Origin of the sequence: Streptomyces sp. NPDC001668 (assembly GCF_042893155.1) — a bacterium.
Lineage (GTDB): Bacteria > Actinomycetota > Actinomycetes > Streptomycetales > Streptomycetaceae > Streptomyces.
In genome coordinates, this window is the sequence record NZ_JBIAUQ010000008.1 from 215,137 (window position 1) to 227,597 (window position 12,461).

12 protein-coding genes are annotated in these 12,461 nt (G+C 69.3%); 10 read left to right on the plus strand and 2 right to left on the minus strand.

Going from position 1 to position 12,461, the window contains the following annotated elements; translation table 11 throughout:
• From ACFYZ8_RS25170 to ACFYZ8_RS25180, 3 genes are all read left to right on the plus strand, one after another.
• Positions 1-1,530 (plus strand): site-2 protease family protein (locus ACFYZ8_RS25170; RefSeq protein WP_388536071.1); only part of this gene is annotated, 1,530 nt, incomplete at its 5' end.
• A gap of 38 nt (positions 1,531-1,568) precedes the next feature.
• Positions 1,569-2,471: a tRNA (adenine-N1)-methyltransferase gene (locus tag ACFYZ8_RS25175; RefSeq protein WP_388536068.1), complete on the plus strand. Its 903-nt coding sequence runs from the start codon at positions 1,569-1,571 to the stop codon at positions 2,469-2,471.
• A 218-nt stretch (positions 2,472-2,689) separates the two neighbouring features.
• Complete coding sequence (locus tag ACFYZ8_RS25180) at positions 2,690-3,268, plus strand: hypothetical protein (protein WP_359035283.1); 579 nt, start codon at positions 2,690-2,692, stop codon at positions 3,266-3,268.
• Between the two features lie 57 nt (positions 3,269-3,325).
• Here ACFYZ8_RS25180 and ACFYZ8_RS25185 read toward each other — a convergent pair whose 3' ends face one another.
• Positions 3,326-3,631: a ferredoxin gene (locus ACFYZ8_RS25185; protein WP_359035285.1), complete on the minus strand. Its 306-nt coding sequence runs from the start codon at positions 3,629-3,631 to the stop codon at positions 3,326-3,328.
• A gap of 244 nt (positions 3,632-3,875) precedes the next feature.
• Here ACFYZ8_RS25185 and arc point away from each other — a divergent pair, with 244 nt between their 5' ends.
• The 6 genes from arc to prcA all read left to right on the plus strand — a co-directional run bounded on the left by arc (position 3,876) and on the right by prcA (position 10,023).
• Entirely contained in the window at positions 3,876-5,642 is a 1,767-nt protein-coding gene (arc, locus tag ACFYZ8_RS25190) for a proteasome ATPase (protein WP_359035287.1), read from the plus strand.
• 245 nt (positions 5,643-5,887) lie between these two features.
• Entirely contained in the window at positions 5,888-7,399 is a 1,512-nt protein-coding gene (gene dop, locus ACFYZ8_RS25195) for a depupylase/deamidase Dop (protein ID WP_359035289.1), read from the plus strand.
• 155 nt (positions 7,400-7,554) lie between these two features.
• Complete coding sequence (locus tag ACFYZ8_RS25200; RefSeq protein WP_388536062.1) at positions 7,555-7,773, plus strand: ubiquitin-like protein Pup; 219 nt, start codon at positions 7,555-7,557, stop codon at positions 7,771-7,773.
• A gap of 124 nt (positions 7,774-7,897) precedes the next feature.
• A complete protein-coding gene (locus ACFYZ8_RS25205; protein WP_359035517.1) occupies positions 7,898-8,410 on the plus strand; it encodes an endonuclease VII domain-containing protein in 513 nt (170 codons plus the stop codon).
• Entirely contained in the window at positions 8,362-9,207 is an 846-nt protein-coding gene (prcB, locus tag ACFYZ8_RS25210; protein WP_359035292.1) for a proteasome subunit beta, read from the plus strand. Before ACFYZ8_RS25205 ends, prcB begins: the two co-directional genes overlap by 49 nt.
• Before the next feature lie 60 nt (positions 9,208-9,267).
• Positions 9,268-10,023 carry a proteasome subunit alpha gene (gene prcA / locus ACFYZ8_RS25215; protein WP_359035294.1) on the plus strand — a complete coding sequence of 252 codons (756 nt, stop codon included), beginning with the start codon at positions 9,268-9,270 and terminating at the stop codon, positions 10,021-10,023.
• Between the two features lie 68 nt (positions 10,024-10,091).
• Here prcA and ACFYZ8_RS25220 read toward each other — a convergent pair whose 3' ends face one another.
• Positions 10,092-11,108, minus strand: a complete 1,017-nt coding sequence (locus tag ACFYZ8_RS25220) for a LacI family DNA-binding transcriptional regulator (protein WP_359035296.1) — start codon at positions 11,106-11,108, stop codon at positions 10,092-10,094.
• 87 nt (positions 11,109-11,195) lie between these two features.
• Between ACFYZ8_RS25220 and ACFYZ8_RS25225 the strand changes: the two genes are divergently transcribed.
• Positions 11,196-12,455, plus strand: a complete 1,260-nt coding sequence (locus ACFYZ8_RS25225; RefSeq protein ID WP_388536055.1) for an MFS transporter — start codon at positions 11,196-11,198, stop codon at positions 12,453-12,455.
• Positions 12,456-12,461: the final 6 nt, after the last annotated feature.

Below are 12,461 nucleotides of genomic sequence, written 5' to 3' on the forward strand. Positions count from 1 at the left end.
GACCCAACGGCGCAGAACGCGGACCCCGCAGCCCCCGACCCGCACGGCGACGGGAACCGGGCGGTCGCCTCGCCCACCGGTACGTCCGCCGAGACCTCGGACGCCGACGGCGCAACCGAGGGCGCCGACGCCGTACAGCACCCCGCCCCCCACGACAACGCCGCCCAGGACACCCCCGCGCCGCACGGCGACGGCGATGTCCGAGCCGCCGGCAGCGGCACCCCCAGGGGGGACGCCGAGCACCCGCCCGCCCCCGGGACCGGCCCCGGCGAGGACGCCGACGCGGCGCACCGAGCGCCCGGCGCCCCCCACACCACCGACGATCACCGCACCCTCGCCCACTCCGGCGTCCCCACGAAGCCCCCGCCCCAGTCCCCCCAGCCGCGCGGCGGGCTGCTGATGGGCCGTCCCTTCGGGGTGCCCGTCTACGTCGCCCCCAGCTGGTTCCTCGTCGCCGCGCTCATCACCTGGGTCTTCGGCGGCCAACTGGACCGCGTACTGCCCGAACTCGGCGCCGCCCGCTACCTCGTGTCCCTCTTCTTCGCGATCGCCTTCTACGCCTCCGTCCTCGTCCACGAACTGGCCCACACCGTCGCGGCCCTCCGCTTCAAGCTCCCCGTCCGCCGCATCCAGCTCCAGTTCTTCGGCGGTGTCTCCGAGATCGAGAAGGAAGCCGAGACCCCCGGACGGGAGTTCGTGCTGGCCTTCGTCGGCCCCCTGCTCTCCCTGGTCCTCGCCGGCCTCTTCTACCTCGCCATGCAGCCCGTCGAACCCGGCACGGTCCCCGGCGTCCTGCTCGCAGGCCTGATGGTCTCCAACCTCATCGTGGCCGTCTTCAACCTCCTGCCCGGCCTCCCCCTCGACGGCGGCCGCATGCTCCGCGCGGTCGTCTGGAAGATCACCGGCAAGCCCATGAGCGGCACCATCGCCGCCGCCTGGGTCGGCCGCGCCCTCGCCGTCTGCGTCCTCATCGGCCTCCCCCTGCTCACCCAGTCCGGAGCCCTCGGCTCCTCCGCCGAGGACAACGTCGGCATGGACACCGTGATGGACGCCCTGCTCGCCGCGATCCTCGCCGCGATCATCTGGACCGGCGCCGGCAACAGCCTGCGCATGGCCCGGCTGCGCGAACACCTCCCCGACCTGCGCGCCCGTACGCTCACCCGCCGCGCGGTTCCCGTCGAGACCGACACACCCCTCTCCGAGGCCCTGCGCCGCGCCAACGACGCCGGCGCCCGCGCCCTGGTCGTCGTCGACGCCGACGGCACCCCGCTCTCCCTCGTCCGCGAGGCCGCCATCGTCGGCGTACCCGAACACCGCCGCCCCTGGGTCGCCGTCAGCGGCCTCGCCCAGGACCTCACCGACGGCATGCGCGTCTCCGCCGAACTCGCGGGCGAGGACCTCCTGGACACCCTCCGCGCGACCCCCGCCACCGAATACCTCGTCGTCGAGGAGACCGGCGAGATCTACGGCGTCCTGTCCGCGGCCGACGTGGAGCGCGCCTTCGTGAAGGCCATGGCCAGACCGTCCTAGTGGTCGGCGGCCCCTCCGTGGACCGGTAGGCTGTTCACATGTCCGAACCGACCGGTGCCGCCCGCAGGCGCGGGCCCTTCAAGGTCGGGGACCAGGTTCAGCTGACCGACCCCAAGGGCCGCCACTACACGTTCACGCTCGAAGAGGGAAAGAACTTCCACACCCACAAGGGTTCCTTCCCGCACGACGAGCTGATCGGCGCACCCGAGGGCAGCGTTGTCCGCACCACCGGTAACGTCGCCTACCTCGCGCTGCGCCCCCTGCTCCCCGACTACGTCCTGTCCATGCCCCGCGGCGCCGCCGTGGTCTACCCCAAGGACGCGGGGCAGATCCTCGCCTTCGCCGACATCTTCCCCGGCGCGCGCGTCGTGGAGGCGGGCGTAGGCTCCGGCTCGCTCAGCAGCTTCCTGCTGCGCGCCATCGGCGACCAGGGCATGCTGCACAGCTACGAGCGCCGCGAGGACTTCGCCGAGATCGCGAAGCAGAACGTGGAGCGCTACTTCGGCGGCCCGCACCCCGCCTGGCAGCTCACCGTCGGCGACCTCCAGGACAACCTGTCCGACACCGACGTCGACCGCGTCATCCTCGACATGCTCGCCCCCTGGGAGTGCCTGGAGGCCGTCTCCAAGGCACTCGTGCCCGGCGGCATCCTGTGCTGCTACGTCGCCACCACCACCCAGCTCGCCCGGACCGTCGAGTCCATCCGCGAGATCGGCTCCTTCAACGAGCCGACCTCCTGGGAGACGATGATCCGCAACTGGCACGTCGAAGGCCTGGCCGTCCGCCCGGACCACCGCATGATCGGCCACACCGGCTTCCTGCTCACCGCCCGCCGCCTCGCCGACGGCGTCGAGCCCCCCATGCGCCGCCGCCGCCCCGCCAAGGGCGCCTACGGCGAGGACTACACCGGCCCCAACGCCGACGGCGGCTCCGGCCGCTGAAGCGGCCCCTTGCCGCACCGCAACGTACAGGCGTCGGGGTGGAGTTCCCGCAGACCAGGGGAACTCCACCCCGACGCCTTCGTGTTGAGGCGGCGGCCCAAACCCCCGCAGGGGCGAACCAGCACAGGTACCCACCCCGCCGTTCCCCCCACCTGTGACGTGTGGCACCATGCTGGCCACCCACCCCACCGGCACAGCCCCCACAGGAGACGCTCCTAGTGCAGCAATCCGCCGTCCCGGAACTGGCACACACGCACACCCGCCCGATCCACTGGGTCGCCACCGCCACCGCCGTGGCGGGAGTCGTGGCCCTCTCCTCGGTCCTGCAGCCCAACCCCGCGACGGCGGCCCAGGCGGCCGGCCCCGGGGCCAGACCCGCCCCGGTGGTCACGACGGCGCCCGACCCCGCGGCCGTCCACTTCCCGATCGAGTGCGGCCCGGTCAAGGCGAAGGTGCAGAAGCGGGTCTCCGGAGACCTCGACGGCGACGGACGGCCGGAAACAGTCGTCGTGGTGCACTGCGACGCCCCCATGGGCACGCCTCCCGACGCCGTCTACGTCATCACGCGCGCGAAGAGCAACGGTGAACCCCGCATCGTCGCCACCCTGCTGAGCCCGAAGACCCGCAACACCGTCACCGACTTCACGGTGAGCGACGGAGCCGTCCTCGCGACCCTGCTCGGCTACTCCACGTCCGACGTGCCCAGTTGCTGCCCGGATGTGAAGGACGAGGCGAAATGGCAGTGGAAGGACGGCGCGTTCGTCCGCTCGACCCCCGCGGGCACGCACACCGTCTGACCGAAGCGGTCACATCTGTGAGAAATCAGACAGTGGTCACGCAGGGTGTCTTTCCGGTCACTCTGCGTCCGGTCCGTAGATCTCGACCCTGTCCGAAACTCGCCGTACGTGGATGCACTCGCCCGGACACTCCTTCGCCGAGTCGACCACATCGGTGAGAAGCGGCAGGGGTACGGGCGTTGTCGCGCCCCTGTCCTGGAGGAGCTCGTCGCCCGAGCCCTTCACGTAGGCCAGACCGTCGATGTCCAGCTCGAACACCTCCGGCGCGTACTGGACGCAGATGCCGTCACCCGTACACAGGTCCTGATCGATCCAGACCTCCAGGGTGTCGCCGTCGGCCCCGGCCTCCTGCTGCACTCTCATCTCTCCTGCCGTTTATGCGTCCGGCTGAACGGGAATCCGGCCAGCTCTGACGGGTGTTGAACACTTCGACCCTACCTTCGGCAGCTTTCCAATCATGTTCGGTGGGTATTCCCCTGGCGTGAGGGAGAGCGCAAGGGTGAAGATCGGACACACCTCGACAGTCTTTGTGATCTAGGGGTTTCAATCGACACCCACCCAGGTAGGGTCTGGAAGCGTCCAGCTCCCCTTGGAGGAGGTGAGGACCGTGGCAGCCCACGACGACGACATGAACCGCGGCATCCGCCCGGGACGAGGGTCCGACGACCCGTCCGGGCAGATTGCCTACCTTGAGCAGGAGATCGCCGTCCTGCGACGCAAGCTCGCCGACTCTCCGCGACACACGAGGATTCTCGAAGAGCGGATCGTCGAGCTGCAGACCAACCTGGCCGGCGTGTCCGCCCAGAACGAGCGACTCGCCAACACGCTCCGTGAGGCCCGCGACCAGATCGTGGCCCTCAAGGAGGAGGTCGACCGGCTCGCACAGCCGCCGGCCGGCTTCGGTGTCTTCCTCGAAGCGAACGAGGACGGCACCGCAGACATCTTCACCGGCGGCCGCAAACTGCGAGTGAACGTCAGCCCCAGCGTCGAGCTCGAAGAGCTCCGGCGCGGCCAGGAAGTAATGCTCAACGAAGCTCTCAACGTGGTCGAGGCCATGGCGTTCGAGAGCGTCGGCGACATCGTCACCCTCAAGGAGATCCTCGAGGACGGCGAGCGCGCCCTCGTACAGGGGCACACCGACGAGGAACGGGTGGTACGGCTCGCCGAGCCGCTACTGGACGTCACCATCCGCCCCGGCGACGCCCTGCTGCTCGAACCCCGATCCGGCTACGTCTACGAGGTCGTCCCCAAGAGCGAGGTCGAGGAACTCGTCCTCGAAGAGGTCCCCGACATCGGCTACGAGCAGATCGGCGGACTCGGCGGCCAGATCGAGGCCATCCGGGACGCCGTGGAGCTCCCCTACCTCTACCCGGACCTGTTCAAGGAGCACGAACTGCGCCCGCCCAAGGGCGTCCTGCTCTACGGACCCCCCGGATGCGGCAAGACGCTCATCGCCAAGGCCGTCGCCAACTCGCTGGCCAAGAAGGTCGCCGAGGTCACCGGCCAGGCCACCGGCAAGAGCTTCTTCCTCAACATCAAGGGCCCCGAGCTCCTCAACAAGTACGTCGGCGAGACCGAGCGGCAGATCCGCCTCGTCTTCCAGCGTGCCCGTGAGAAGGCCAGCGAGGGCACACCCGTCATCGTCTTCTTCGACGAGATGGAGTCCCTCTTCCGCACCCGCGGCTCCGGCGTCAGCTCCGACGTCGAGAACACCATCGTCCCGCAGCTCCTCGCCGAGATCGACGGCGTCGAAGGCCTGCAGAACGTGGTCGTCATCGGTGCCTCCAACCGCGAGGACATGATCGACCCCGCCATCCTGCGCCCCGGCCGGCTCGACGTGAAGATCAAGATCGAGCGGCCGGACGCCGAGGCCGCCAAGGACATCTTCGGCAAGTACCTGACCGAGCGCCTCCCCCTGCACTCCGACGACCTCGGCGAGCACGGCGGCAGCAAGGCCACCACCGTCCAGAGCATGATCCAGACGGCCGTGGAACACATGTACGCCGAATCCGAGGAAAACCGCTTCCTGGAAGTCACCTACGCCAACGGAGACAAGGAAGTCCTCTACTTCAAGGACTTCAACTCCGGCGCCATGATCGAGAACATCGTCGGCCGCGCCAAGAAGATGGCGATCAAGGACTTCCTCGACCACAACCAGAAGGGCCTCCGCGTCTCCCACCTCCTCCAGGCTTGCGTGGACGAGTTCAAGGAGAACGAGGACCTGCCCAACACCACCAACCCGGACGACTGGGCCCGCATCTCCGGAAAGAAGGGCGAGCGGATCGTCTACATCCGTACGCTCATCACCGGAAAGCAGGGCGCCGACACCGGACGCTCCATCGACACGGTGGCGAACACCGGTCAGTACCTGTAAACACAGGGTGGCTGCGGGTGCCCTCACCGGGGTACCCGCAGCCGACTGTTTTTCAGGCAACCAACCGGATCAAACGCGAGCAAGGCAATGACGCAAATGATCTCCCCACCGGCGCAGAGCCGTTCTAGGCTCTTCGGTACCGCCGAGTCGCGCAGTGCGGGGACGGGCACCGCACACGCACCGGAGCGCCAGCGGTACTTGAGCGCCGCCCCCGACCGAGGGCGCCGCCGGGCAAGGAGGGCCGCATGACCGTACGGCGAGTAATGGGCATCGAGACGGAGTACGGGATCTCCGTCCCCGGCCACCCCAACGCCAATGCCATGCTCACCTCATCCCAGATCGTCAACGCCTACGCGGCGGCGATGCACCGGGCCCGCCGGGCCCGCTGGGACTTCGAGGAGGAGAATCCGCTGCGGGACGCGCGGGGCTTCGACCTCGCCCGCGAAGCCGCCGACTCCAGCCAGCTCACCGACGAGGACATCGGCCTCGCCAACGTCATCCTCACCAACGGCGCACGGCTCTACGTCGACCACGCACACCCCGAGTACAGCGCCCCCGAGGTCACCAACCCCCGCGACGCCGTCCTCTGGGACAAGGCCGGCGAACGCATCATGGCCGAGGCCGCCGAACGGGCCGCCCAGCTCCCCGGCGCCCAGCCCATCCACCTCTACAAGAACAACACCGACAACAAGGGCGCCTCCTACGGCACGCACGAGAACTACCTGATGAAGCGCGAGACCGCCTTCTCGGACATCGTGCGCCACCTCACGCCCTTCTTCGTCTCCCGCCAGGTCTTCGCCGGAGCGGGCCGTGTCGGCATCGGCCAGGACGGCCACGAACACGGCTTCCAGCTCAGTCAGCGCGCCGACTACTTCGAGGTCGAGGTAGGCCTCGAGACCACCCTCAAGCGCCCCATCATCAACACCCGCGACGAGCCCCACGCCGACGCCGAGAAGTACCGCCGCCTCCACGTGATCATCGGCGACGCGAACCTCTCGGAGATCTCGACCTACCTGAAGCTGGGCACCACAGCCCTCGTCCTCTCGATGATCGAGGACGGCTTCATCGCGGTCGACCTGGCGGTGGACCAGCCGGTGCGGACGTTGCACCAGGTCTCCCACGACCCGACCCTCCAGCGGCTGGTCACCCTCCGCAGCGGCCGCACACTCACCGCGGTCCAGCTCCAGATGGAGTACTACGAGCTGTCCCGCAAGTACGTCGAGGAACGCTACGGCGCGGACGCCGACGACCAGACCAAGGACGTCCTGGCCCGCTGGGAGGACACCCTCAACCGCCTGGAGAACGACCCCATGAGCCTCGCAGGCGAGCTCGACTGGGTCGCCAAGCGGGAGCTCATGGAGGGCTACCGGCGCCGTGACGGCCTCGACTGGGACGCGGCCAAGCTGCACCTCCTGGACCTCCAGTACGCCGACGTGCGGGCCGACAAGGGCCTGTACAACCGACTCGCGGCCCGCGGCCGCATCAAGCGCCTGCTGGACGAGAACGAGGTCGAGCGGGCCCGCACCAAGCCCCCCGAGGACACCCGCGCGTACTTCCGCGGCCGCTGCCTGGAGCAGTACGCCGACGACGTCGCCGCGGCCTCCTGGGACTCGGTGATCTTCGACCTCCCGGGCCGGGACTCGCTCCAGCGGGTCCCAACCCTCGAACCGCTTCGCGGAACGCGAAATCACGTCAAGGAGCTCCTGGACCGCTGTCGCACGGCAGAAGACCTGGTCAGGGTACTGTCGGGCAACTGAACGGATGGCCGGGCCGGGTCGTCCCGCAGGGTGGAAAACCCGGCCAGAGGGAATCATCGAGATGGCCCCCGTACGTTGTAGGAACTGCGGGGCCGATGTCAGACCCTGCTTGTAGGGTCTGATCAAGAACGTCGAACCGAGCGGGGTGAGGGGTTATGGCGACCAAGGACACCGGCGGCGGACAGCAGAAGGCCACCCGCAACACCGAGGAGGTCGAGGAGCAGGCTGCGGAAGCGCAGGGTTCCGAGGACCTCAAGGAACGCCAGGAGAAGCTGAGCGACGACGTGGATTCCGTCCTCGACGAAATCGATGATGTGCTCGAAGAGAATGCTGAGGATTTCGTGAGGTCCTTCGTTCAGAAGGGTGGCCAGTAGGTTGCTTTTGCCTTCGAAGTGAAGGCGGGGCGGGGGAATCTGCATGGTCCAAGAGTCGGAGGTGCGGCGCTGCTCGCGGTGCAAGCAACACCTGCTGCGGGCAGCGTTCGCCAGTAACAAGTCCATGCCCGATGGACTCCAGGCGTACTGCCGGGAGTGCTCTGCGGAGTATTACCGGCAACGTCAGGAGAAAAAGGGGAAGAAGGTCCGGGTCAGGGCCCTGGTCCCGCAGGGACACAAGCGGTGCCCGCAGTGCGAAGAGGTGAAGCCGCACTCCGAGTGGGAGCGGAACAAGTCCTCGTCGGACGGCTGGTCGAGCTATTGCCGTGAGTGCCGTGCCGAACGGAACCGGGTCAGTTACTTCAAGCGCAAGTACGGTCTCACCCAGGCGGAGTTGGACGGGTTGATCGTGGCGCAGCGGGGAGTCTGCTGCATCTGCCTTGACGCTCCTGCCGAGCATGTGGATCACTGCCACAAGACGGGTAGGGTCCGAGGCGTACTGTGCTTCAGCTGCAATGCCGCACTGGGGCAGTTCAAGGATCGGCCCGATGCCATAAGGCGGGCTGCTGCTTACGTGGAAGGAATCGCGTGGAAGCCAACACTCGTAGCACCGGGCGTCTACCAGCTGCCTTCCTGACGCCTGGGTCGTCGTCCTTCATGGACTTCCTGTCCGAGCATCAGCCGGAGATGCTGCCGGGCAACCGGCAACTGCCGCCCACGCAGGGCGTGATCGAGGCGCCGCACGGGACGACCATCGTGGCCGTGACCTTCCCCGGCGGCGTCGTGCTCGCCGGTGACCGTCGGGCGACCATGGGGAATGTGATCGCCCAGCGGGACATCGAGAAGGTGTTCCCGGCCGACGAGTACTCGGCCGTCGGGATCGCCGGCACCGCCGGTCTCGCCGTGGAGATGGTGAAGCTGTTCCAGCTGGAGCTGGAGCACTTCGAGAAGGTCGAGGGCGCCCAGCTGTCGCTGGAGGGCAAGGCGAACCGGCTGTCCACGATGATCCGTTCCAACCTCGGCATGGCCATGCAGGGCCTGGCCGTCGTGCCGCTGTTCGCGGGGTACGACGTGGACCGGGAGAGGGGCCGGATCTTCTCCTACGACGTCACCGGCGGCCGTTCCGAGGAGCACAACTTCGCCGCCACCGGCTCCGGCTCGATCTTCGCGCGCGGTGCCATGAAGAAGCTCTTCCGCAACGACCTCACCGAGGACGAGGCCACCACCCTCGTGGTGCAGGCCCTGTACGACGCGGCCGACGACGACTCGGCGACCGGCGGTCCCGATGTCGCGCGCCGGATCTACCCGATCGTCACCGTGATCACCGAGGACGGCTTCCGCCGGCTCACCGACGACGAGTCCTCCGAGATCGCCCGTTCGATTCTCGAGCGGCGCCTTGAGCAGCCCGACGGCCCGCGGGCCGCGCTGCTGTAGGCGTCTGCTGTCTTGTTCAAGGTGATCGCAGTGACTTCCACAGAAAGGGACGGATAACCGGTGTCGACGCCGTTCTATGTTTCTCCTCAGCAGGCGATGGCCGACCGGGCCGAGTACGCCCGCAAGGGCATCGCCCGTGGTCGCAGCCTGGTCGTGCTGCAGTATGCCGACGGCATCGTGTTCGTCGGTGAGAATCCGTCCCGCGCGCTGCACAAGTTCAGCGAGATCTACGACCGGATCGGCTTCGCGGCCGCCGGGAAGTACAACGAGTACGAGAATCTGCGGATCGGCGGCGTCCGGTATGCCGACCTCCGTGGCTACACCTACGACCGTGACGACGTGACCGCGCGTGGTCTGGCCAACGTCTACGCCCAGACGCTGGGCACGATCTTCTCCTCGGCCGGTGAGAAGCCGTACGAGGTGGAGCTGGTCGTGGCGGAGGTCGGTGAGACGCCGGACGGCGACCAGATCTACCGGTTGCCGCACGACGGTTCGATCGTGGACGAGCACGGCTCCGTGGCGGTGGGAGGCAACGCCGAGACGATCAGCAGCTATCTGGACCAGCGTCACCAGGACGGTATGAGCCTGGCGGAGGCGCTGAAGCTGGCCGTGCAGGCGTTGTCCCGGGACACCAACGGCAGTGAGCGGGAGATCCCCGCGGAGCGGCTGGAGGTGGCGGTGCTGGACCGGACGCGTCCGCAGAAGCGCAAGTTCAAGCGGATCGTGGGGCGTCAGCTGGACCGGTTGCTGGAGGCCGGCGGTGCGTCCACCGAGGCGGAGAGCGCGGACGAGGCGGAGGGCTCCGAGAAGGAGTAGCCGTCCGTCCTGCCCGACCCTCACCCTTTCTGTGCCCCGGCCGATCACCTGGCCGGGGCACAGGGCGTTCAGGGGGTGCTGGGCGGGGCCGTGGAGCCTCGTACGACCAGCTCGACGGGGATGTCCCCGGCCTGCGGTGTACGGCCGTCCAGGACGGCCAGGAGGGCTTGCATGCCGCGCTCGCCGAACAGCTCGGCGTCCAGCCGTACGGTCGTGAGCTCGGGGTCGATGGCGGTGGCGAGGGCGAGGTCGTCCAGGCCGGTGACGGAGATGTCGTCGGGGACGCGCAGTCCGAGCCGTCGTACGGCCTTGTAGGCGCCGGCGGCGAGTTTGTCGTCGTCGCAGACCAGGGCGGTGGGGCGGGGGCCGGGGGCGGCGAGGGCGGCCGTGGCGGCGGTCAGGGCGCCGTCGATGGAGATGGGGGCGCGGGCCGTGCGGACGGAGGTGCCGGGGACCGTGGCGAGTTGTGCGGCCAGTTCGCGCGCGCGTACCTCGAAGGTCCAGGAGGGCACGTCGGCGGCGAGGTGCAGGAAGCGGCGGTGGCCGAGGCCCAGGAGGTGGGCGGCGACCTGGCGGACGCCGTCGGCGATGTCGAGGTTGACGGTGGCGGCGCCGAGGCTTCCGGAGGGGTCGCTGTCGAGCATGACGAGGGGGAGCTGGTCGCCGCGGATGGCGGTGAGGGCGTCGGCGGCCATGGAGGAGGCGATGACGCCGTCCAGGGCGGCCTGGGCGGAGGCGAAGGGGTCGCGGGCGGGGCCGATGCCCTCGGGGGAGGGGTAGAGGACGACGCCGAAGCCGTGGTCGGCGGCGACGCGCGCGGCGCCGGTGTAGACGCCGGCGAAGAACTCGGTGGTGAGGGCCGGGACGACGAGGAGGACCGTGCGGGTGTGGCCGAGGCGGAGGTTGCGGGCGGCGAGGTTGGGCCGGTAGCCGAGGTCGCGGGCGGCTTCCCGGACCCGTTCGGCGGTGGTCTCGGAGACGCGGCCGCGCCATTTGTCGCCGAGGACGAGTGAGACGGCGGCCTGGGACACGCCGGCCGCCTGTGCGACGTCACGGCTGGTCGGTCGCGTGCTGCTGCGTGCCACCGTGGGCCGCTCCTTCGTCTGGACGTCCGAACAGCGCACATGGTACGTATGGGAGGCGACGTTATACGTATTACTTGGAGGCGGGACATGGCCGCGGGATACCTGGAGATCCTCAGGGCGAGGCATGCGGCGCGCCTGCTGACGGGGACGCTGGTGGGGCGGCTGCCGAATGCCACCGCGGCGATCGCGATCGTGCTGTTCGTCCGGGCGGAGGGCGGCACGTACAGCCTCGCCGGGGGGCTCGCGGCCGTCTACGGGGTCGCCAACGCCGTGGGGCAGCCGCTGCTCGGGCGCCTCGTCGACCTGCACGGCCAGCCCCGGGTGCAGTTCCCCTCCGCCGTGCTGTCGGCCCTCGCGATGGCGCTCTTCGCCTTCACCGGCACCGACCCGCTCCCGCTCGCCTACGCGGCCGTGGCGGCCGCCGGGCTCTTCACGCCACCGCTGGAGGGCGGCCTGCGCGCGCTGTGGCCGAGCGTGCTGCGGCACGAGGGCCAGGTGCACACGGCGTACGCCATGGACGCGGTGGCGCAGGAAGTCATGTTCGCCGTGGGGCCGTTGCTGGTGACGCTGTGCGTGTCGCTGTGGTCGGCGCAGGCGGCGCTGCTGGTGCTGAACGTCGTCGGGGTGCTCGGCGCGCTCTCGGTCGTCCTGTCGCCGCCCTCGCGCGCGTGGCGGTCCGGTCCCCGTGAGGCGCACTGGCTCGGCGCCCTGCGCTCGCCCGGACTGCTGGCGCTGCTCGGTGCGTTCCTGTTCGTCGGTATCGCGCTCGGGTCCATCACGGTGGCCTCGGTGCCGTACGCGGACGAGCACGGCGGGGACGCGGTGTACGGCTGGCTGATGGCCGGGATCGGTCTGGGCGCCCTCCTGGGCGGTCTGGCGTACGGCGCTCGGCAGTGGGCCGGTGAGCCGGCGCGGCGACTGCAGGTCCTGGTGGGCTTCCTGGCGGTGTGTTACCTGCCGCTGACGCTGATGCCGGGCGCGGTGGCCATGACGCTGCTGACGGTGCTCGCGGGGGTGTTCCTGGCGCCCGTCATCGCGTGTGCCTTCGTACTGGTCGACCGGCACGCGCCGACGGGTACGGTCACGGAGGCGTTCTCCTGGCTGGTGACGACGTTCACCGTGGGCGCGTCGGTGGGAACGGGCCTCGCGGGCCCGGTCGTCGAGCGGGGCGGGGCCCTGTGGGGCTATGCCGTGCCGGGTGCCGCGGGGGGTGTGTCGCTGCTGGTTCTGCTGGTCACGGGAGGCGTCCTCACAGCTCCCGCCGGGCGGGGGGTGGTTGCGTCTTCATCGGAAAATGATCCAAACCGTGCTGCCGAACCCCGTTTCAGCTCGGGGGATCGGGCGTAATGTTCA